This is a genomic window from Neorhizobium sp. NCHU2750, from assembly GCF_003597675.1.
In the GTDB taxonomy this organism is placed as follows: Bacteria; Pseudomonadota; Alphaproteobacteria; order Rhizobiales; family Rhizobiaceae; genus Neorhizobium.
The window spans coordinates 2,930,375-2,952,323 of the sequence record NZ_CP030827.1; the positions used below are offsets into that span (position 1 = coordinate 2,930,375).

Sequence of the window (21,949 nt, forward strand, 5' to 3'; positions counted from 1 at the left end):
CTCTCGCAATGCCCTATTGTCTATGCTCTCCGGAGACTTACCACGCGGTAAAGGGTTGTACAGCGCAGCAGGTTCACCTTCGATTTCATCCTGTCATCACCCTATATCGGTACGAACGCGTTCATCCGGGAGGGCATCTGCTTGCAGATCGATATGAAGAGCGCCAATGCCGACGGCCGTTTCGTCCACAGGAATGGCACGTCCTGTTGATTTCGCCTTGCCGGCAGCAACGAACGATAACCACGCAATCGTCCTTGCAATCTTCTCCTGCATTGCACAAACTCGCATGCAATGAAGATGCGTCGACCCGCTCAACGAGGTCGAAAAATCAGCATCGAACGGGAACGCCCCTCAAGGGCAAACGGGAGCGCCCCAAGGGGCATTCAAAGGGACAGCATGTCGATCAAGGCGAGCATCTACCATCTCACCCACTACATATACGACAAGCCCGTCCGCCTCGGACCCCAGATCATCCGCCTGAAACCCGCCGCCCATTCGCGCACCAAGGTCCTGTCGCACTCCCTGAAGGTCACGCCGGACAACCACTTCGTCAACCTGCAGCAGGACCCTTACGGCAACTACCTCGCCCGCTTCGTCTTTCCCGAACCGGTGAGCGAATTCAAGATCGAGGTCGATCTCGTCGCCGACATGACGGTCTATAACCCCTTCGACTTCTTCGTCGAGGAAGAGGCGACCAAATGGCCGTTCAAATACCCCGAGGAACTGATCGAGGACCTGTCGATCTACATGATCCCCGAGCCGCCCGGCCCGGCGCTGATCGAATATCTCAAGGGTTTCGACATGTCGCCGGACCAGCCGACGGTCGACATGATCGTCGGCATCAATGCGCGGCTGCAGCAGGCGATCAACTACGTCATCCGTATGGAGCCGGGGGTCCAGACACCGGAAGAGACGCTCACTGCAGCGCTCGGCTCCTGCCGCGATACCAGCTGGCTTCTCGTCCAGATCCTGCGCAATCTCGGCTTCGCCACGCGCTTCGTCTCGGGCTATCTCATCCAGCTGACGCCTGACCTGAAGGCGCTCGACGGCCCTTCCGGCACGGAAGTGGACTTCACCGACCTTCACGCCTGGTGCGAAGTCTATCTGCCGGGCGCCGGCTGGATCGGTCTTGACCCGACCTCGGGCCTTCTGACCGGCGAAAGCCATATCCCGCTGGCAGCGACCCCGCATTACCGCAACGCCGCCCCGATTTCCGGCGGCTATTACGGCGAGGCGGAAACCTCCTTCGATTTCGCCATGAACGTCGCCCGCGTCGCCGAGCATCCGCGCATCACCAAGCCGTTTTCCGATGAAAGCTGGGAAGCGCTGAACGATCTCGGCGAACAGGTCGATCGCGTGCTGCAAGCGCAGGACGTACGCCTGACCATGGGCGGCGAGCCGACCTTCGTGTCGATCGACGACTTCGAATCCGACGAATGGAATACCGGCGCCGTCGGCCCGACCAAACGCGAAAAGGCCGATGTCCTGATCCGCCGCCTGCGCGACCGCTTCGCGCCCGGCGGCTTCCTGCATTACGGCCAGGGCAAATGGTATCCGGGTGAAAGCCTGCCGCGCTGGACCTTCTCGCTCTATTGGCGCCGCGACGGTCTGCCCGTCTGGGCCGACCAGAACCTGATTGCGAGTGAAGGCAAGAACTACAACGTCACCGAGGACGATGCCGGCAGGCTGCTGACCGCGCTCGCCGGCGAGCTCGATATCTCGCCCGATTTCGTCGCCCCCGCCTTCGAGGATCCGGGCGAATGGATCCTCAAGGAAGCAAGCCTGCCCGACAATGTCGACCCGGCCAATTCCAGGCTCAAGGACCCGGAAGAACGCAACCGCATCGCCCGCGTCTTCGAGCGTGGCCTCAACAAGCCGACCGGCTATGTGCTTCCCGTCCAGGCCTGGAACTCGCGCGCCAGCGGACGGACATGGCAGTCGGAAAAATGGACGACGCGACGCGGCCGCATCTTCCTCGTGCCCGGCGACAGCCCCGTGGGATACCGCCTGCCGCTGGGATCGCTGCCCTGGATACCGGCATCGCAATATCCCTATATCAACCCGATGGACCCGACGATCCCGCGTGCGGATCTGCCGGATTTCGCCGCCGATTCAGCCCGGCCGCAACAGGCGGCAAGCTTCCAGCCCTCTTCACCCGATCAGCAGCCGCAGCAGCGTTCGGGCGCCGAGATCGGTGGCTTTGTCCGCACCGCGATCTCCGTCGAGCCCCGCGACGGCCGTCTCTGCATCTTCATGCCGCCGACTGTCTCGGTGGAAGAATATCTCGATCTCATCGCCTCGGCCGAGCGCGCCGCAAAGAGCCTCGGCCTGCCCGTGCATATCGAGGGCTATGCGCCGCCGCATGACGAGCGCCTCAATGTCATCCGCGTCGCACCCGATCCCGGCGTCATCGAGGTCAACATCCATCCGGCCTCGAGCTGGAAGGAAACCGTCGACATCACCACCGCCGTCTACGAGGAGGCCCGCCAGAGCCGCCTCGGCGCCGACAAGTTCATGATCGACGGCCGCCACACCGGCACCGGCGGCGGCAACCATGTCGTGGTCGGCGGCGCCAACCCGAATGACAGCCCGTTCCTGCGCCGCCCCGACCTGTTGAAGAGCCTCGTGCTTCACTGGCAGCGCCATCCATCGCTCTCCTATCTCTTTTCCGGCCTGTTCATCGGCCCGACCTCTCAGGCGCCGCGCATCGACGAAGCCCGGCACGATTCGCTCTACGAACTGGAAATCGCGCTTGCCCAGGTGCCCGCCCCCGGTCAGGGCGTGCCGCCGCTGCCGTGGCTGGTCGACCGCCTGTTCCGCAACCTCTTGACCGATGTCACCGGCAATACCCACCGATCGGAAATCTGCATAGACAAGCTGTTTTCGCCGGATGGCCCGACCGGCCGTCTCGGCCTTGTCGAATTCCGCGGCTTCGAAATGCCGCCGAATGCGCGCATGTCGCTTGCCCAGCAACTTCTGGTGCGTGCGCTGATCGCCCGCTTCTGGAAGAACCCGGCTCAGGGCAAGTTCGTCCGCTGGGGCACGGCACTCGCCGACCGCTTCATGCTCGGACACTATGTCTGGGCAGACTTCATGGACGTCCTTCAGGATCTTCGCGAAAACGGCTTCGATCTTCGCCCCGAATGGTTCGAGGCCCAGCTCGAATTCCGCTTCCCCTTCTTCGGCGAGGTCGAATACGAAGGCGCCAAGCTGGAACTCAGACAGGCGCTGGAACCCTGGCATGTCATGGGTGAACAGGGCGCCATCGGCGGCACCGTGCGCTATGTCGATTCGTCGATCGAGCGCCTGCAGGTGAGGCTGGAGACCTCCAATCCCCAACGGTATGCGGTCGCCTGCAATGGCCGCGCCGTGCCGCTGAAGCAGACCGGGCGGTCGGATGTTTCCGTCGCCGGCGTGCGCTTCAAGGCCTGGCAACCGGCCTCCGGCCTGCATCCGGTCCTGCCGGTTAACACGCCGCTTACATTCGATGTTTATGATACATGGTCTGGCCGCGCCATCGGCGGCTGCAGATATCATGTTGCGCATCCCGGCGGTCGCAATTATGAGACCTTCCCGGTGAACGGCAACGAGGCGGAAGCGCGGCGTCTGGCGCGGTTCGAGCCCTGGGGTCACACGGCGGGATTTTATCCTTTGCTGCCGGAAACCCCTTCGCCCGAATTCCCCCTGACGCTCGATCTTCGCCGGCCGCAAGGAGTATGACGAGAATTGAGCACGAGCCCGGCAAGCGAACGACGCATGGATGAGGAGATCGAAAACGATCCGATCCTCGGCTATGCCGCGCTTCCTGGCGTGGCAGACGAAATGCTCGATGCCAAGGGTGAGATCAAGCCGGTCTGGCAGAACCTCATCGCCCATCTGAGCCGGCTGTCGGAAGGCGACCTGCACGAGCGTTTCGCCCGTGCAGACCGTTATCTGCGCGATGCCGGCGTCTTCTACCGCACCTATGGCGCCCCCGGACAGGGCGGGCAAAGCGAGCGTAACTGGCCGCTGTCGCATATCCCGGTGCTGATCGACGAAAAGGAATGGGAAGGCATTGCCCGCGGCCTGAAGCAGCGTGCCGATCTGCTCGAGGCGATGATCGCCGACATCTATGGCGAAAACCGTCTCGTCCAGGAAGGTTTCCTGCCGCCGCAGCTCGTTGCCGCCAACCCGGAATTCCTGCGCCCGCTGGTCGGCGTGAAGCCGGTCGGCGGCCACTACCTGCATTTCTGCTCCTTCGAGATCGGCCGTGGCCCCGACGGCAACTGGTGGGTCTTGTCCGACCGCACCCAGGCACCTTCGGGTGCCGGCTTCGCACTGGAAAACCGCGTCGCCACCACCCGCGCCTTTTCCGATATCTACGGTGAAACGCACGTCCATCGCCTCGCCTCCTTCTTTGGCGCCTTCCGCGATGCGCTGCAGTCGCGCAAGCAGTATCCGGACGACCGGATCGCCGTCCTGTCGCCCGGCCCCGCCAACGAGACCTATTTCGAACACGCCTATATCGCCCGTTATCTCGGCTTCATGCTGCTCGAAGGCGAAGACCTGACCGTCGTCAATAACCGCGTCATGGTCCGCACCGCAGCCGGGTTGAAGCCGGTCGGCGTCCTCTGGCGCCGCCTTGATGCCTCCTATGCCGACCCGCTGGAACTCGACCAGAACTCCCATATCGGCACGGCCGGCATGGTGCAGGCGCTGCGCTCCGGCTCGCTGACACTGGTCAACGCGCTCGGCTCCGGCATTCTCGAAACCCGTGCATTGCTGGCATTCGCCCCGACCATTTGCCGCCACCTTATCGGCGAAGACCTGATCATGCCGTCGATTGCCACCTGGTGGTGCGGCCAGCAGTCCGAGCGTGAGCATGTGGCGAAGAATATCGAGCGCATGGTCATCGGCCCTGCCTATTCACGCCTGCCCTTCTTCGACGACAACGGCCAGTCGGTTCTCGGCTCGTCCCTGCGGGCGACTGCCAAGGATACGGTCGGCGACTGGCTTGCCAACGAAGGTGCAAAGCTCGTCGGCCAGGAAGTCGTGACGCTCTCGACGACACCCGCCTGGGTCAACGGCAAGCTGACCCCAAGGCCGATGTCGTTGCGCGTCTTCGTTGCCCGCACCGAAAACGGTTGGGAAATCATGCCGGGCGGCTTTGCCCGCATCGGCTCCGGCGACGACGTTTCGGCAATCGCCATGCAATCGGGTGGTGCGGCCGCCGACGTCTGGATCGTGTCCGACAAACCGGTCACCAAGTCGACCCTGCTGCCGCCGGAGGAAAGTTTCACCCGCAACATGCCGGGTTCGCTGCCGAGCCGCGCCGCCGACAATCTCTACTGGCTCGGCCGCTATATCGAGCGGGCGGAAGGCGCCCTGCGCATCCTGCGCTCCTGGCACCTGCGATATGCGGAATCGGCCAACCCCGACGCCCCGCTTCTCGCCGACGTGGCACGCTACCTGAAGTCCATCGACATGGACATGGCAAAGGCTGTGCCCGAACCGCTGCTCGCCAACATCAACAGCGCGATCTACTCCGCCAGCAATATCCGCGACCGCTTCTCGCCGGATGGCTGGCTGGCGCTGACCGACCTTGCCAAGACCGCCAAGCGCTTCCACGAGGCTGCCCAACCGGGCGACGACGCAGCCCACGCGATGACCATATTGCTGCGCAAGCTCGCAGGCTTCGCCGGTCTCGTGCATGAAAACATGTACCGTTTCACCGGCTGGCGTTTCCTCTCGATCGGCCGCCATCTGGAGCGCGGCCTGCACATGACGCGCCTGCTTGCCCATCTCTCAGGCCCGGATGCGCCGGACGGCTCGCTCGACATGCTGCTTGAGATCGGCGACAGCGTCATGACCCATCGCCGTCGCTACAACGTCAATACCGCGCGGCTGACGGTGAACGACCTCCTGGCGCTCGACGCGCTCAACCCGCGCTCGATCCTCTTCCAGCTGAACGAGATCCGCACCGAGGTGGAAAAGCTGCCCAACGCCATGATCAACGGCCAGATGTCGCCCTTCTACCGCGAGGCGATGCGACTGCATTCCGGCCTGGCGGTAATGACGCCCGAAACGATGAGCGCGGATGTCTATCGAAGGCTTGAGACGGATCTGGAAAATCTCTCCGATCTTCTCGGCCAGACCTATTTCAGCTGATCGACAGAGGGAGGACCGACGGACATGCTCTACGACCTTTCCCTCCATATGGGCTATGTCTACGACGTGCCGGCCTCCGGTGCCCGCCACGTCATCCGTGTTCTGCCGCTGTCGCTGCCTGACCGCCAGCGGCTGATTGCCGGTTCCGTCACCGTGTCGCCCACGGTCGACGAGAAGACAAGCTTCATCGACTTTTTCGGCCAGCAGGCAACCTCCATCCTTCTCCGCGCACCGCATGAACGGCTTGATATCCGCATGCAGGCCCGCGTCATGGTGGAAGCGCCGACGATGACCGCCGACCTGTCGCCGACACTCGACGTGCTGCGCCGCGAGCTCGCCGAAATCTGGTCGGTCGACCCAACCTCGCCGCATCACCTGACCGGCACGAGCCCACGCCTGCCCGATGAACCGGCGATCGCAGCCTACGCCCGAGAGACCGTGAAGCCGGGCCAGACCGTGCGCGAGATCGCCACTAGCCTCTGCAGCCGCATCCACAAGGACTTCAAATACGATCCTGACGCGACGACGGTCGACACGACGCCGAGGGAGGCCTTCAAGCTGAAGCGCGGCGTCTGCCAGGATTTCTCCCATGTCATGATCGTGGCCCTGAGAAGCCTCGGCATCCCCGCAGGCTACGTCTCCGGCTTCCTGCGCACTCTTCCTCCTCCGGGCAAGGAGCGGCTGGAAGGGGCAGATGCCATGCATGCCTGGGTCCGCGTCTGGTGCGGCGAAGCGCTCGGTTATGTCGAACTCGACCCGACCAACGACATCCCCGCCGGTAGCGACCATATCGTCGTCGGCTATGGCCGCGACTATTCCGACGTGGCTCCCGTCATCGGCGTACTGAAGGGTTACGGAAATCAGAAGGCCGATCAGGCCGTTGACGTGATTCCGGTCAAGTAGACCCGTTTTGGTGCCAATTACGCCAGATAGCTAAAATGCCAGCCTTTTCCTTAGGCCATCCTGCATGACCAATGGCGCATTAGACCATTAGATCGTCCGAATAGATCGGGCGCGGCCAGGGGTGGCAATCAAAATGGGTATATTGAAGCGTATCGCGGACCACCGCGGCGGCAATTTCGGCATGATGACGGCAATCCTGCTGCCGGTCATGCTGGGTGCGGCCGGTTTCGCCGTCGACATAACCAACGCCGTTCAGGTGAAGTCGAGTTTGCAGGGTATTGCTGACTCCGCTGCCCTGGCCGCCGCGGCCGGCATGTCCCAGAACAACCTCACCGTTGCTCAGGCACAAGATCTCGCCGCTGACTTCCTGGTCAGCCAGATCCTCTCCAACGGCATCGCCGATGCCGACAGCAGCGCGGAAAAGGATGCCCTGGAAAAACAGATCCGCGCGGCAACGACCGTCACTGCCACCAATACGGCGGTGAGCGGATCCGAGGCCAGCTATCAGGTCACGCTCGACACCACCTATCCGATGGACCTGAATGCCATCACCAGCGTTCTGGGCGGCAAGACCATCGATATCGGTATTCATTCGGTGGCCACCAGCGGTTCCGATGGCTCCGGATCGGGCGGCCGCACCGGCATTTCGATGTATCTGGCGCTGGACCGCTCCGGCTCGATGTCCTTCGCCACCACTACCGTCGACACCACCCAGAACAAATGCGTCAACTACTCGGCATCGAACTGGCAATATAAGGATGTCCAGAAGGGCCAGAAGAACTACATCGCACCGTCTTCGCCCTGCTACGTCCGCAAGATCGATGCGCTGAAGACCGCTGCAACCAGCATGTTTGGTTCGCTGAACAAGGCCGATACGACGTCGACCTTGGTCCGTGTCGGTGCCGTGTCCTACACGGACGTGACCCAGACCGCCTCGGCGATGACCTGGGGCACGAGCAGCGCGGCAAAATATGTAGCGGCGCTTCCAAGCGTGCCGACCGGCGGAACCGATGCCACCGGCGCCATGGACATCGTCTACAAGGCGCTGGTCAGCACCAACGCGACCGAAGCCAACGCGCATGCCGCCAACAAGAACACCACCTTCAACCGCTTCATCGTGCTGATGACCGATGGTGAAATGACGGGAGCCTCGGCCAGCTGGGATCAAACGCTGGACAAGAAGGTGCGCAGTCAGTGCGATACCGCCAAGAAGGACGGCATCAAGATCTTCACCGTCGCCTTCATGGCCCCTGACAACGGCAAGTCGCTGCTCAGCTACTGCGCCACATCCAGCGACTACTACTACAGCCCCGACGATATGAGCTCGCTCGTTTCCGCCTTTGGCGACATTGCCGAAAAGGCCGCCAAGAAAGTTGTCCGTCTTACCAACTGATCAGAGCCTGTTTCATTCAAAAGCCCCGCCTCTCGCGGGGCTTTTTTCGTTAATGCTGCAAAGCGCCGAGTTACACTCGGGCAACCATCTTCAAATCCTCCGTTGCAAGGCGTTCACAACGGTGCATAACTGTGCCTGTAATTTGTGCCATATCGACTGAATCGGACGTCCCGTCTCCCGCTCAACCGAGAACAATTGGCGACTATATGACGAATACAACCTCCCCCGTCGAAATTCCCTACCCGGCCCCGCGTTCATCCCGCCCAGAAATCATGGCGGAAGAGATCATCGAGCGCCTGACCTACCGCATCGGCAAGGATGCCAAGGTAGCCAAGCCGCATGACTGGCTTACGGCCACGATCCTTGTGGTCCGGGACCGCATCATCGACAGGTGGATGGAAAGTACCCGTAAGGCCTATAGAACCGGCGATAAACGGGTCTATTACCTCTCGCTGGAATTCCTCATCGGCCGCCTCATGCGCGATGCGGTCAGCAATCTCGGCCTGATGAGCGAGATCCGCACCGCCCTGACCTCGCTTGGCGTCGATGTCGCCGTTATTGCAGGCCTCGAACCCGATGCCGCGCTCGGCAACGGCGGCCTCGGCCGTCTGGCAGCCTGTTTCATGGAGAGTATGGCGACCGTCGACATCCCGGCCTATGGCTACGGAATCCGCTATGTCCACGGCCTGTTCCGCCAGCAGATGGCCGATGGCTGGCAGGTGGAACTGCCGGAAACCTGGCTTGCCCACGGCAACCCCTGGGAATTCGAGCGCCGCGAAAGCTCCTACGAGATCGGCTTCGGCGGCTCCGTCGAGACGATCGGCGGATACGAAGATACCCCGCGCTACGTCTGGAAGCCGGCCGAACGCGTCATCGCCATGGCCTATGACACGCCGATCGTCGGCTGGCGCGGCCACCGCGTCAACACGCTGCGCCTTTGGTCAGCCCAGCCGATCGATCCGATCCTGCTCGATGCATTCAATGCCGGTGACCATATCGGCGCCCTGCGCGAGAGCAACAAGGCGGAGGCACTCACCCGCGTCCTCTATCCGGCCGATGCCAACCCGGCCGGCCAGGAACTGCGCCTGCGCCAGGAATTCTTCTTCTCCTCGGCTTCGCTGCAGGACATTCTGCGTCGCCACCTGCAGCAATATCCGGACTTCACCAACCTGCATGAGAAGGTCGCGATCCAGCTCAACGACACGCATCCGGCCGTGTCGATCGGCGAGCTGATGCGCCTCCTCGTCGATATCCACGGCATGGATTTCGACGTCGCATGGGAAATCGTCCGCCAGACATTCTCCTATACCAACCACACGCTTCTTCCCGAAGCTCTGGAAACCTGGCCGGTGCCGCTCTTCGAGCGCCTTCTGCCGCGCCACATGCAGATCGTCTACGCGATCAATGCGAAGATCCTGCTCGAAGCCCGCAAGGAGAAGCGTTTCTCCGACACCCAGGTCCGCGCCATATCGCTGATCGACGAAGGCGGCGAGCGGCGGGTACGCATGGGCAACCTCGCCTTCGTCGGCTCGCATTCCGTCAACGGCGTCTCCGCGCTGCATACCGACCTGATGAAGGTTACGGTATTTGCCGACCTGCACACGCTCTATCCCACCCGCATCAACAACAAGACCAACGGCATCACCCCGCGTCGCTGGCTGATGCAGTGCAATCCGGGCCTCACCTCGCTCATTCAGGAGACTATCGGCCCCAAATTCCTCGACGATACCGAGGCGCTGGTGGAACTGGACAAATTCGCCGACGACGCGGGCTTCCAGGAAAAGTTTGCCGCCGTGAAACGGGCGAACAAGGTGGCGCTCGCAAATCTCGTCGGCAGCCGCATGGGCATCAGGCTCGACCCTTCCGCCCTGTTCGACATCCAGATCAAGCGCATCCATGAATACAAGCGCCAGCTTCTGAACATCATCGAGGCGGTCGCACTCTACGACCAGATCCGTTCGCATCCCGAGATGGACTGGGTGCCGCGGGTAAAGCTCTTCGCCGGCAAGGCGGCGCCGAGCTATCACAACGCCAAGCTGATCATCAAATTGGCCAATGACGTCGCCCGCGTCATCAACAACGACCCGTCGGTACGGGGCCTCTTGAAGGTCGTCTTCGTGCCGAACTACAATGTCTCGCTGGCTGAAACCATCGTGCCGGCCGCCGACCTCTCGGAACAGATCTCGACCGCCGGCATGGAAGCATCCGGCACCGGCAACATGAAGTTCGGCCTGAACGGCGCCCTCACCATCGGCACGCTCGACGGGGCCAATGTCGAAATGCTTGAACATGTCGGCAAGGACAATATCGTCATCTTCGGACTGACCGCCGACGAGGTGGCCAAGCTCCGTTCCGATGGCCATAACCCTCGTGCCATGATCGAGCAGTCTCCGGAACTGGCACAGGCGCTGAACGCGATCGCATCCGGCGTCTTCTCTCCCGACGACCGCTCGCGCTTCCAGGAACTGATCGACGGCATCTATAACCATGACTGGTTCATGGTCGCCGCCGACTTCGACAGCTACGCTGCGGCACAGCGCACTGTTGACCAAATCTGGACAGACCCTAAATCCTGGTATTCAAAGACAATTCGCAATACCGCCCGGATGGGCTGGTTCTCCTCGGACCGCACGATCCGCCAGTACGCGTCGGAAATCTGGAGAGCCTGATGAAAAAATCGCCGAATGCGCTCGATGACGGGAGAGCTCCTGGAGAAATCCCGTTATCCGAGATCGAGGCGATACTGGCAGGCCGTCACAGCAACCCCTTCGCCGTGCTTGGGCTCCACAAGCTCGGCGAAACCTTTCGCGTCCGGTGCTTCATTCCCGGCGCTGAAGAGGTCACCGCCCTCACGCTGACAGGCAGCGAGATCGGCGACCTGACCTGCCGCCACGAAGCCGGTTATTTCGAAGGCCTGGTCAACGTTGCGAGCCTGCAGCCGGTCCGCTACCGCGCCCGCCGCGGCGATGTCGAATGGGCGATTACCGACCCTTATTCCTTCGGCCCCGTTCTCGGGCCGATGGACGACTATCTCGTCAAGGAAGGTTCGCATCTCAGGCTCTTCGACAAGATGGGCGCGCATCCGCTGAAGCACGAAGGTGTCGAGGGCTTTCATTTTGCCGTCTGGGCGCCGAACGCCAAGCGCGTTTCGGTCGTCGGCGAATTCAACAACTGGGATGGCCGCCGGCACGTCATGCGGCTGAGGCAGGACACCGGCATCTGGGAAATCTTCGCGCCCGATATCCCGGCCGGTTCTCCCTACAAGTTCGAGATCATCGGCAAGGACGGACGGCTTCAGCCATTGAAGGCCGATCCCTTCGCCCGCCGCGCCGAAATGCGTCCGAAGACCGCCTCGGTCACGGCAGCCGAACTTGCCCAGGTGTGGGAAGACGAGGCCCACCGCGCCCACTGGGAAAAGGCCGACCATCGCCGCCAGCCGATCACCATCTACGAGGTGCATGCGGGCTCGTGGCAGAAAAACGAGGACGGCACCTTCCTCTCCTGGGACGAACTCGCCTCGCGGCTGATCCCTTACTGCGTCGATATGGGCTTCACCCATATCGAGTTCTTACCCGTCACTGAACACCCTTACGACCCGTCCTGGGGCTACCAGACGACCGGCCTTTATGCGCCGTCCGCCCGTTTCGGCGAGCCGGAAGGCTTTGCCCGCTTCGTCAACGGCTGTCACAAGGTCGGCATCGGCGTCATCCTCGACTGGGTTCCGGCCCATTTCCCGACCGACGCCCATGGCCTGCGCAATTTCGACGGCACGGCGCTCTACGAGCATGCCGACCCGCGTCAGGGCTATCATCCGGACTGGAACACCGCGATCTACAATTTCGGCCGCGTCGAGGTCCTGTCCTATCTCATCAACAATGCGCTCTACTGGGCGGAGAAATTCCACCTCGACGGCCTGCGGGTCGATGCTGTCGCCTCGATGCTCTATCTCGATTATTCCCGCCGCGAGGGAGAATGGATCCCCAACGAATATGGCGGTCGTGAAAACCTCGAATCCGTCCGCTTCCTGCAGAAGATGAATTCGCTCTCCTACGGCGCGCATCCCGGCGTGATGACGATTGCCGAGGAGAGTACCTCATGGCCGAAGGTCTCGGCACCGGTTCACGAAGGCGGCCTCGGCTTCGGCTTCAAGTGGAACATGGGCTTCATGCACGACACGCTGAGCTATCTGGCGCGCGAGCCGATCCACCGCAAGCACCATCACAACGCCATCACCTTCGGCCTCGTCTACGCCTTTGCCGAAAACTTCGTCCTGCCCTTGAGCCATGATGAAGTGGTCCACGGCAAGGGATCGCTGATCGCCAAGATGGCCGGTGACGACTGGCAGAAATTTGCCAATCTCAGGGCCTATTATGGCTTCATGTGGGGCTATCCCGGCAAGAAGCTCTTGTTCATGGGCCAGGAATTCGCCCAGTGGAGTGAGTGGAGCGAAAGCAGGGCACTCGACTGGAACCTGCTCAGCTACCACCCGCACGAAGGCATGCGCCGCCTCGTTCGCGACCTCAATTTCTGCTACCGTTCGAAACCCGCGCTGCATGCCCGCGACTGCGAGGGCGAAGGCTTCCGCTGGCTGGTGGTCGACGATGCCGACAATTCCGTCTTTGCCTGGCTGCGCATGTCGCCGGGCGAAAAGCCGGTCGCCGTCATCACCAATTTCACGCCGGTCTATCGCGAGAACTACCGCCTTCCCCTGCCGCATGCAGGAAAATGGCGCGAAATTCTCAACACCGACGCCGAGATCTACGGCGGCAGTGGCAAGGGCAATGGCGGCAAGGTACAGGCTGTGGATGCGGGAGGAACCATCCACGCCGATGTCACATTGCCGCCTCTGGCCACCATCATGCTGGAACTCGAAAATATCGCATAGGGAGGGAACAATGAACGACAAACGCATCCAGCCCCTGTCACGTGACGCCATGGCCTATGTTCTGGCCGGCGGCCGCGGCAGCCGCCTGAAGGAACTGACCGACCGTCGTGCAAAGCCGGCCGTCTATTTCGGCGGCAAGGCTCGCATCATCGACTTTGCCCTCTCCAATGCGCTGAATTCCGGCATTCGCCGCATCGGCGTCGCCACCCAATACAAGGCTCACTCGCTGATCCGCCATATGCAGCGCGGCTGGAACTTCCTGCGTCCCGAGCGCAACGAGAGCTTCGACATCCTGCCCGCCTCCCAGCGCGTCTCCGAAACGCAATGGTATGAAGGCACCGCCGACGCAGTCTACCAGAACATCGATATCATCGAGGGCTATGCCACCGAATACATGGTCATCCTCGCCGGCGACCACGTCTACAAGATGGACTACGAGTTGATGCTGCAGCAGCACGTCAATTCCGGTGCCGACGTCACGGTCGGCTGCCTGGAAGTGCCGCGCATGGAAGCGACCGGCTTCGGCGTCATGCATGTCAACGACAAGGACGAGATCATCGATTTCGTCGAAAAGCCCGCCGATCCGCCGGGCATTCCCGGCAAGCCGGATTTCGCGCTGGCCTCGATGGGCATCTACGTCTTCCACACCAAGTTCCTGATCGATGCGCTGCGACGCGACGCAGCCGATCCCGCATCGAGCCGCGACTTCGGCAAGGACATCATTCCTTACATCGTCGAGCATGGTAAGGCCGTCGCCCACCGCTTCGCCGACAGCTGCGTCCGCTCCGACTTCGAGCACGAGCCCTACTGGCGCGATGCCGGCACGATCGACGCCTACTGGCAGGCCAATATCGACCTGACCGAGATCGTCCCCGGCCTCGACCTCTACGACAAGTCCTGGCCGATCTGGACCTATGCGGAACTCACTGCACCGGCAAAATTCGTCCATGACGACGAGGATCGCCGCGGCTCGGCCACATCCTCGGTCATATCCGGCGATTGCATCATTTCCGGCTCGTCCTTGAACCGCAGCCTGCTGTTCACCGGCGTGCGCGCCAATTCCTATTCGCGCCTGGAAGGGGCCGTCATCCTGCCGAATGTCAGGATCGGCCGCCGCGCCCAGTTGAAGGATGTCGTCATCGACCACGGTGTCGCCATCCCCGAGGGCCTTGTCGTCGGCGAGGACCCGGAACTCGATGCAAAGCGCTTCCGCCGCACCGAGAACGGCATCTGCCTGATCACCCAGAAGATGATCGATAAGTTGGACTTGTGATGCAGGTCCTCTCGGTCGCTTCCGAAGTCTATCCTCTGGTGAAGACGGGCGGGCTGGCCGACGTGGCCGGCGCGCTGCCGATCGCACTCGCCAAGCAGGATATCGCCGTCAAGACGCTGATGCCTGGCTATCCCGCCGTCATGCGGATTGCCGAAGGTGCCGCCCTGCGTCGCACCTTTCCCGATCTTCTCGGTGTCGAAGCCCATATCCTTGAAATCGAGTACAAGGGCCTCGACCTGTTGATCCTCGACTGCCCTGAACTCTTCGACCGGCAGGGCGGTCCCTATCTCGATACCGACGGCAAGGATTACACGGACAACTGGCGCCGCTTCGCCGCCCTGTCCAAGGCCGGCGCCATCATTGCCCAGCAGGGCCTGACCGGCGACCCCGGCAGCTGGCAGCCGGATCTCGTCCATGTCCATGACTGGCAGGCGGCCATGCTGCCGGCCTATATGCGCTATGCGGCGGAAGCCGAACTGCCGAGCGTCATCACCATCCACAACATCGCCTTCCAGGGCGTGTTCGATGCCGAGATCTTCCCCGAACTGGAGCTGCCACCGCACGCCTTTTCGATCGATGGCATCGAATATTACGGCAAGGTTTCCTTCCTCAAGGCGGGACTGCAGGCGAGCTGGGAAATCTCCACCGTCAGTCCGTCCTATGCCGAGGAAGTTCTGACCCCGGAATTCGGCATGGGGCTCGAAGGCCTGCTGCACAGCCGCTCGGACGATCTGACCGGTATCGTCAACGGCATCGACACCGATGTCTGGAACCCGCAGACGGATCCGCTTCTGGCCAGTACCTATTCGGCGGCAACGCTGAAGGCGCGCTCAGACAACAAGCGGCTGGTGGCCGAGCGCTTTGCGCTCGATGCCGGCGACGGTCCGCTGTTCTGCGTCATCTCGCGCCTCACCGAGCAGAAAGGCATGGATCTTCTTGCCGAGACGCTGGACGATCTGGTCACCCATGGCGCCCGGCTTGCCGTGCTCGGCTCGGGCAACAAGACGCTCGAAGATGCCTTCCATGCCGCAGCGATCCGCCATCCCGGCCGGATCGGCGTGATTGCTGCCTATGACGAACCATTATCCCATCTGATGCAGGCGGGCTGCGACGCGATCGTCATTCCCTCGCGCTTCGAACCCTGTGGCCTCACCCAGCTTTACGGCCTGCGCTATGGCTGCGTGCCGATTGTCGCCCGCACCGGCGGCCTCAACGACACGGTGATCGACGCGAGCCATGCCGGACTGGCGGCCAAGGCCGCAACCGGCATCTCCTTCGGCCCCCTCACCGCCGATAACCTCGCCCGTGCGCTCCGCCGCGCCATCCGCCTCTATGAGGATGACAAGGTCTGGACTGTCATACAGAAGCAGGGCATGAAATCGGATGTTTCGTGGAACCGCAGCGCAGCTCTCTACGCCGCGCTGTTTTCCGAGATCCTTGCAAGAAAAGGTATTTGAGTATGATCAAGACCGTCGCAACCACCCCCTACCAGGATCAGAAGCCTGGCACGTCCGGCCTGCGCAAGAAGGTTCCGGTCTTCGCCCAGCCGAACTACGCTGAAAATTTCATTCAATCGATTTTCGACAGCCTCGAAGGCTTTGAAGGCAAGACGCTGGTGATCGGCGGCGATGGTCGCTACTACAACCGCGAAGTCATCCAGAAGGCGATCAAGATGGCCGCAGCCTCAGGCTTCGGCAAGGTCATGGTCGGCCAGGGCGGCATTCTCTCCACCCCGGCGGCATCCAACATCATCCGCAAATATCATGCCTTCGGCGGCATCGTTCTCTCCGCCAGCCACAACCCCGGCGGCCCGACCGAAGATTTCGGCATCAAGTACAATATCGGCAATGGCGGTCCGGCTCCGGAAAAGATCACCGACGCCATCTTCGCCCGTACCAAGGTCATCGATACCTACAAGATCGCCGATGTCGCCGATCTCGACCTCGACAAGATCGGCTCCTTCAAGGTGGCGGGCATGGCGGTCGAAGTCATCGATCCGGTCACCGACTATGCCGAACTGATGGAACAGCTGTTCGATTTCGGCGCCATCCGGGCGCTCATCGCCAGCGGCGTGCGCGTGGTGATCGATAGTATGGGCGCCGTCACCGGCCCCTATGCCACGGAAATCCTCGAAAACCGCCTTGGTGCGCCGGAAGGGTCCGTCCGCAATGCCACGCCGCTGCCGGATTTCGGCGGCCATCACCCCGACCCGAACCTCGTCCACGCCAAGGAACTCTATGACGATGTCATGAGCAAGGACGGCCCGCATTTCGGCGCCGCGTCCGACGGTGACGGCGACCGCAACATGATCGTCGGCAAGGGCATGTTCGTCACCCCGTCCGACAGCCTTGCGATCATCGCCGCCAATGCCAAGCTCGCCCCCGGCTATGCCAAGGGCATTGCCGGCATCGCCCGCTCCATGCCGACCAGTGCCGCCGCCGACCGCGTCGCCGAAAAGCTGAAGATCGGCATGTACGAGACGCCGACCGGCTGGAAGTTCTTCGGCAACCTGCTCGATGCCGGCAAGGCGACGATCTGCGGCGAGGAAAGCTTCGGCACCGGCTCCGACCACGTGCGCGAGAAGGACGGCCTCTGGGCCGTGCTCTTCTGGCTGAACATCATGGCCGGCCGCAACGAAAGCGTCGCCGAGATCGTCAGGAAGCACTGGGCCGAATACGGCCGCAACTACTATTCGCGCCACGACTATGAGGAAGTGGATTCGGATGCCGCCAACGGCATGATGACGGCACTGCGCGACAAGCTCGCCACCCTGCCCGGCCAGTCCTTCGGCGCGCTGAAGGTCGCGGCCGCCGACGATTTCGCCTATCACGATCCGGTCGATGGCTCCGTCTCCAAGAACCAGGGCATCCGCGTCCTCTTCGAAGGCGGCTCCCGCGTCGTCTTCCGCCTTTCCGGCACCGGCACTTCGGGCGCCACGATCCGCGTCTATGTCGAGCGCTACGAGCCCGATCCGGCCAAGCACGGCATCGACACCCAGGAAGCACTCGCCGACCTGATCGCCGTCGCCGACGAGATTTCCGACCTGAAGAAGCGCTCGGGCCGCGATGCGCCGACGGTGATTACGTGATTTACATTATGGGGCAGGCCCGACGGAGTTGCCCCTCACACTAACCCTCTCCCCGCAAGCGGGGAGAGGGGACTTGCTCCACTCGACATTGGAGCCAGAGAGCAAGGTTGCCACTTGCGTCCTTCTCCCCGTCTCTACGGGGAGAAGGTGCCGGCAGGCGGATGAGGGGCAGCCTCACCTATGGACGCTGATAAATCCACACCAACAGCGCAGAGACAAATCGGCATGCCTCAACCGACAAAGCCCAAACTCGGTGCAACCCTCACCTCCGACGGTGTCGATTTCGCCGTCTGGTCCTTTTCGGCCGAAAAGATCGAACTCTGCCTCTTCGACGCCGAGGGCGCTGAACAGACCCACGAGATGAGCCGCGGCGATGATGATATCCACCGTGTCTCGCTAAAGGGCATGTCCGCCGGCCAGCTCTATGGCTATCGCGCCACCGGCCCCTACGATCCGGACAGGGGTCTCTGGTTCGATCCGTCCAAACTCCTGGTCGATCCCTATGCCAGGGAACTCGATCGCCACTTCCAGCATCATCGGGATCTCTCGATCTATTCGGTCGACACGGCCGCGATCGTGCCGAAGGCGATCGTCACGGAGGATATCGAAGCGGCCATAGCGCCCGCCCTGCTCCCTCCCGGTGGCCTCGTCTACGAGATCGCGGTCAGGCCCTTCACCATCCTCCATCCCGATATCCCGGAAGAGATCCGCGGCACCGTTGCAGCGCTTGCCCATCCTGCCATCATCGCCCATCTGAAATCGATTGGCGTCGATGCAATCGAGCTGATGCCGATCACCGCATGGATCGACGAACGCCATCTGCCACCGCTTGGTCTTACCAACGGCTGGGGCTACAATCCCGTTGCCCTCATGGCGCTCGACCCCCGCCTCTGCCCCGGCGGCATGACGGAGTTGCGAGAAACAGTCGCCGGGCTGCACGAGGCCGGCATCGGCGTGATCCTCGATCTCGTCTTCAACCATACCGGCGAGAGCGACCGTTACGGCGCCACGCTTTCCATGCGCGGGCTCGACAATCCAGCCTATTATCGCCATCTGCCGAACGATCCGGGCGAACTCGTCAACGATACCGGCACCGGCAATACGATTGCCGCCGACCATCCGATGGTACGGCGATTGATCGTCGACACGCTCCGTCACTTCGTCTCGAAGGCCGGTGTCGATGGGTTCCGCTTCGACCTTGCACCCGTCGTCGGTCGCACCGCCACAGGCTTCGACCCGAACGGCGCCACGCTGAAAGCCATGCTGACCGACGAACTGCTCAAGGATCGCATCTTCATCGCCGAGCCCTGGGATATCGGGCCGGGCGGCTATCAGCTCGGCAACTTCCCCGAACCCTTCATCGAATGGAACGACCGCGCCCGCGACGACATGCGCCGCTACTGGCGCGGCGACCAGTGGATGACCGGCGCGCTCGCCACCCGGCTTGCCGGTTCATCCGACATCTTCGAAAAATCCGGCCGCGGCCGCAGCGTCAATTTTCTCGCCGCCCATGACGGCTTCACCCTGTTCGATCTCGTCTCGAACGAGCACAAGCACAACGACGCCAATGGCGAGGACAATCGCGACGGCCATAACGAGAACTATTCCTGGAACAACGGCGCCGAAGGCCTGACCACGGACCCGGACGTGCAGGAACGTCGCCGCCGCGACATACGCGCCCTTCTTTCCACCCTTTTTGCCAGCCGCGGCACGATCATGCTCACCATGGGCGATGAGGCCGGCCGATCCCAGCGCGGCAACAACAATGCCTATTGCCAGGACAATGAAATCACCTGGATGGACTGGCGGGAACTCGATGCCGGCGTGATGCGGCATACCGCCGCCCTCTCCCGCCTGCGCAGGCGATTCTCCGTCTTTTCCGAAACCGGTTTCTTCAGCGGTCAAGGAGATGTCGAATGGCTCTCTCCATCCGGACTGGCCATGCAGGCAGGGGATTGGGACAATCCCGATAACCATTTGATCGGCATGCTACTCGCCACCAACGACCTCGAAAACGGCCGCGCGACGCGCCTTGCAGTCCTTTTCAATCGCGGGCGTGACGATGCCGATTTCGAACTGCCCGGCATGGGCTGGCATGAGGTTTTGACGAATGCTCCATGGGCAGGAAAACTTGATTCACGAAGCGTCGCCTTCTGCATCGAAGCGTGATAGGCCGGTAGCGGGCGGACATTTCTCGAGTACGAGCGGTGCATTGAATGCGTGAGATTTCGTTGGCGGACGTGCCGGGCCTGGTAGGCCATGAACTGGGCATATCCGATTGGATTATCGTCGATCAGACCATGATCGACCAGTTTGCGGATGCCACCCTCGACCACCAGTTCATCCATGTCGATCCCGTGCGAGCGGCGGAAAGCCCGTTCGGCGGCACCATCGCCCACGGTTTCCTGACACTTTCGCTGCTGTCGGCGATGAACTTCGGCGGCGTTCCGAAGATCCGCGAACAGACGATGGGCATCAACTACGGTTTCGACAAGATCCGTTTCATGTCGCCGGTCAAATGCGGTGCGCGGGTGCGCGGACGTTTCGTCCTTTCCGATTGCCGTTTCCGCGGCGCCGGCATGCTGATGACCACCTATGAAGTGTCGGTCGAGATCGAGAACGAAAAGAAGCCCGCCCTGACGGCCAACTGGATCACCATCGTGCAGTTCGATCCGAAGGATCGACCGGAAGGCGTCTGATGCACATCGCGCAAAAGTGTGCAGCGGTCTCTGCGAAGGACATGCGATAGAGAGGGCTTGAAGCGCAGTGGCGAATCCAAGGGATCGCGCCGCCTTGCTTCTGCTGCAGGGTTGGCGGCCCCGCCACCATGCTGGTAGGCTGCCCCATCAGCCCATGCATTCAATGACGCCTGAAATTGATTGAAGGTTTTGCCCATGACGAATTCCGCAACCGCGCTTTGCCGAATGGTCCTCTCCTGGATGATCTGGCCTGCGATATTCTGCGGTGGTCTCGTCGGCTGCTATTTCGCCTTTCAATCCGCCTCGCATCTCCTCTGGTTCAATGTCGTCTATCTCTCGGTCGTGGCCATCATCGCCATCTTCGAGCGGCTCATGCCCTATGAGCAGACCTGGCTGAAGAGAGACAACGAGACCTTCAACGACATCGCCCACACGCTGCTCAACAAGGGCGGCGTGCAGATCGCCGCCGCGATCGGCACCTCGGCCCCGATGGCGGTCGCAACCGTCGCCCAGCCGGTCTTCGTCCTGCCGGTCAGGCTGTGGCCGGATAGCTGGCCCTTTGCCCTGCAGGTCGTGCTCGGCCTGATCATCGCCGAATTCGGCCTCTACTGGGCCCATAGGCTCGCCCATGAAAAGATGTCGCTCTGGCGCTTCCATGCCCTGCACCACAGCGTCGAACGCCTGTGGGTGATCAATACCGGCCGCTTCCATGTCGTCGATTCGCTGGTCAAGATCGCGCTGAGCCAGATCCCGCTCTATCTCCTCGGCGCGCCTCTGCCGGTGTTTCTCTGGATCGGTGCGGTCACGGCATTCATCGGCTTGTTGACCCATTGCAATATCGAGGTCAGGACCGGCCCGCTCGACTGGTTGATGAGTACCCCGCGCCTGCATCGCTGGCACCATTCCAGGCTGCTCGCCGAGGGCAATACCAATTACGGCGAAAACCTCGTTCTATGGGACATGGTCTTCGGCACCTATTACAATCCGCCGCGCCCCTCCTCGACCAATATCGGCATCAGCGGCCGCGTCGCCAAAACCTTCCTCGGTCAGCTTGCCCAGCCGTTCTCCGCCAAGGGGTTCAGGGAGATCATGGGACGCAAACCTAAAGCGGTGCCCTCGGCCGTTTCAGGCTCCGATCCAGGCGAGAACACGGCCGTCACGACGCCGGCAGAATAGGTTTACGCCTTTCCGGGGCAGGCATGCTTGCCAAGCTCACCCCATATCCAGCATCAGCATGCCGAGAAGCGGCGGAACCGCAGCGCCGATGACGATCGGCGCGGTGCGTGCAGCCGTCAGCCCGACCGTCGATCCCGCAATCCCGGCGGCGATCAATGCTGCCATCGGCATTGTCAGGTTGCGGTCGATCCCCGGCGCGAAGGAGGCGAGCAACGCGGCAATGGCTGCCACGCCGCCGACGATGAACCCTTTCCACAATTCGATGCCGGCAAACCTTGCCGCAACGCCGCCGCCGGCAACTGCTGTTGCAAGACCAAGCGCGATCCAGTGAATTTCCGGCATGAAAAACCCTCCCGATTGAACCGGGAGGGTGTGATATTGATCG

The 21,949-nt window shown here is 62.1% G+C and carries 14 protein-coding genes; 12 read left to right on the plus strand and 2 right to left on the minus strand.

What is annotated here, in order from left to right; all coding sequences use genetic code 11:
* Window positions 1–96: 96 nt before the first annotated feature.
* Window positions 97–273 carry a hypothetical protein gene (locus NCHU2750_RS30560; protein WP_162939637.1) on the minus strand — a complete coding sequence of 59 codons (177 nt, stop codon included), beginning with the start codon at window positions 271–273 and terminating at the stop codon, window positions 97–99.
* A 123-nt stretch (window positions 274–396) separates the two neighbouring features.
* Here NCHU2750_RS30560 and NCHU2750_RS14430 point away from each other — a divergent pair, with 123 nt between their 5' ends.
* The 12 genes from NCHU2750_RS14430 (at window position 397) to olsE (ending at window position 21,564) form a co-directional block, all read left to right on the plus strand.
* Window positions 397–3,720 carry a transglutaminase family protein gene (locus tag NCHU2750_RS14430; RefSeq protein WP_119941131.1) on the plus strand — a complete coding sequence of 1,108 codons (3,324 nt, stop codon included), beginning with the start codon at window positions 397–399 and terminating at the stop codon, window positions 3,718–3,720.
* Between the two features lie 36 nt (window positions 3,721–3,756).
* Window positions 3,757–6,147 (plus strand): circularly permuted type 2 ATP-grasp protein, encoded by a 2,391-nt coding sequence (locus NCHU2750_RS14435; protein ID WP_119941132.1) that lies wholly within the window; start codon window positions 3,757–3,759, stop codon window positions 6,145–6,147.
* Window positions 6,148–6,171: 24 nt separating this feature from the next.
* A complete protein-coding gene (locus NCHU2750_RS14440) occupies window positions 6,172–7,050 on the plus strand; it encodes a transglutaminase family protein (protein WP_119941133.1) in 879 nt (292 codons plus the stop codon).
* A 133-nt stretch (window positions 7,051–7,183) separates the two neighbouring features.
* Window positions 7,184–8,443 (plus strand): vWA domain-containing protein, encoded by a 1,260-nt coding sequence (locus NCHU2750_RS14445; protein ID WP_119941134.1) that lies wholly within the window; start codon window positions 7,184–7,186, stop codon window positions 8,441–8,443.
* A gap of 206 nt (window positions 8,444–8,649) precedes the next feature.
* Entirely contained in the window at window positions 8,650–11,112 is a 2,463-nt protein-coding gene (locus NCHU2750_RS14450; protein WP_119941135.1) for a glycogen/starch/alpha-glucan phosphorylase, read from the plus strand.
* Entirely contained in the window at window positions 11,112–13,328 is a 2,217-nt protein-coding gene (glgB, locus tag NCHU2750_RS14455) for a 1,4-alpha-glucan branching protein GlgB (RefSeq protein ID WP_119941136.1), read from the plus strand. The genes NCHU2750_RS14450 and glgB overlap by 1 nt, the downstream gene beginning before the upstream one ends.
* 10 nt (window positions 13,329–13,338) lie before the next feature.
* Window positions 13,339–14,601 (plus strand): glucose-1-phosphate adenylyltransferase, encoded by a 1,263-nt coding sequence (gene glgC / locus NCHU2750_RS14460; RefSeq protein WP_119941137.1) that lies wholly within the window; start codon window positions 13,339–13,341, stop codon window positions 14,599–14,601.
* Window positions 14,601–16,058, plus strand: a complete 1,458-nt coding sequence (gene glgA / locus NCHU2750_RS14465; protein ID WP_119941138.1) for a glycogen synthase GlgA — start codon at window positions 14,601–14,603, stop codon at window positions 16,056–16,058. The genes glgC and glgA overlap by 1 nt, the downstream gene beginning before the upstream one ends.
* A 2-nt stretch (window positions 16,059–16,060) precedes the next feature.
* Window positions 16,061–17,689 carry an alpha-D-glucose phosphate-specific phosphoglucomutase gene (locus tag NCHU2750_RS14470; RefSeq protein WP_119941139.1) on the plus strand — a complete coding sequence of 543 codons (1,629 nt, stop codon included), beginning with the start codon at window positions 16,061–16,063 and terminating at the stop codon, window positions 17,687–17,689.
* A 225-nt stretch (window positions 17,690–17,914) separates the two neighbouring features.
* The gene (glgX, locus tag NCHU2750_RS14475) at window positions 17,915–19,858 is read left to right on the plus strand and encodes a glycogen debranching protein GlgX (protein ID WP_119941140.1); all 1,944 of its coding nucleotides are present in this window, start codon (window positions 17,915–17,917) and stop codon (window positions 19,856–19,858) included.
* A 47-nt stretch (window positions 19,859–19,905) separates the two neighbouring features.
* Window positions 19,906–20,388: a MaoC family dehydratase gene (locus NCHU2750_RS14480; RefSeq protein ID WP_119941141.1), complete on the plus strand. Its 483-nt coding sequence runs from the start codon at window positions 19,906–19,908 to the stop codon at window positions 20,386–20,388.
* Window positions 20,389–20,583: 195 nt separating this feature from the next.
* On the plus strand, window positions 20,584–21,564 hold the full coding sequence (gene olsE / locus NCHU2750_RS14485; protein WP_119941142.1) for an ornithine lipid hydroxylase OlsE: 981 nt from the start codon (window positions 20,584–20,586) through the stop codon (window positions 21,562–21,564).
* A 36-nt stretch (window positions 21,565–21,600) separates the two neighbouring features.
* Here the strand turns inward: olsE and NCHU2750_RS14490 are convergent, their stop codons facing one another.
* Window positions 21,601–21,906, minus strand: coding sequence for a hypothetical protein (locus NCHU2750_RS14490; protein ID WP_119941143.1), 306 nt, complete (start codon window positions 21,904–21,906; stop codon window positions 21,601–21,603).
* Window positions 21,907–21,949: the final 43 nt, after the last annotated feature.

What these genes read in the sequence shown, in the direction of transcription:
- NCHU2750_RS14470 (WP_119941139.1), top strand. Translation starts at nt 16,061, where the DNA reads ATGATCAAGACCGTCGCAACCACCCCCTACCAGGATCAGAAGCCTGGC.
- NCHU2750_RS14430 (WP_119941131.1), top strand. Translation starts at nt 397, where the DNA reads ATGTCGATCAAGGCGAGCATCTACCATCTCACCCACTACATATACGAC.
- NCHU2750_RS30560 (WP_162939637.1), bottom strand. Translation starts at nt 273, where the DNA reads ATGCAGGAGAAGATTGCAAGGACGATTGCGTGGTTATCGTTCGTTGCT.
- NCHU2750_RS14440 (WP_119941133.1), top strand. Translation starts at nt 6,172, where the DNA reads ATGCTCTACGACCTTTCCCTCCATATGGGCTATGTCTACGACGTGCCG.
- glgA (WP_119941138.1), top strand. Translation starts at nt 14,601, where the DNA reads ATGCAGGTCCTCTCGGTCGCTTCCGAAGTCTATCCTCTGGTGAAGACG.
- olsE (WP_119941142.1), top strand. Translation starts at nt 20,584, where the DNA reads ATGACGAATTCCGCAACCGCGCTTTGCCGAATGGTCCTCTCCTGGATG.
- glgC (WP_119941137.1), top strand. Translation starts at nt 13,339, where the DNA reads ATGAACGACAAACGCATCCAGCCCCTGTCACGTGACGCCATGGCCTAT.
- glgB (WP_119941136.1), top strand. Translation starts at nt 11,112, where the DNA reads ATGAAAAAATCGCCGAATGCGCTCGATGACGGGAGAGCTCCTGGAGAA.
- glgX (WP_119941140.1), top strand. Translation starts at nt 17,915, where the DNA reads ATGCCTCAACCGACAAAGCCCAAACTCGGTGCAACCCTCACCTCCGAC.
- NCHU2750_RS14445 (WP_119941134.1), top strand. Translation starts at nt 7,184, where the DNA reads ATGGGTATATTGAAGCGTATCGCGGACCACCGCGGCGGCAATTTCGGC.
- NCHU2750_RS14435 (WP_119941132.1), top strand. Translation starts at nt 3,757, where the DNA reads ATGGATGAGGAGATCGAAAACGATCCGATCCTCGGCTATGCCGCGCTT.
- NCHU2750_RS14450 (WP_119941135.1), top strand. Translation starts at nt 8,650, where the DNA reads ATGACGAATACAACCTCCCCCGTCGAAATTCCCTACCCGGCCCCGCGT.
- NCHU2750_RS14490 (WP_119941143.1), bottom strand. Translation starts at nt 21,906, where the DNA reads ATGCCGGAAATTCACTGGATCGCGCTTGGTCTTGCAACAGCAGTTGCC.
- NCHU2750_RS14480 (WP_119941141.1), top strand. Translation starts at nt 19,906, where the DNA reads ATGCGTGAGATTTCGTTGGCGGACGTGCCGGGCCTGGTAGGCCATGAA.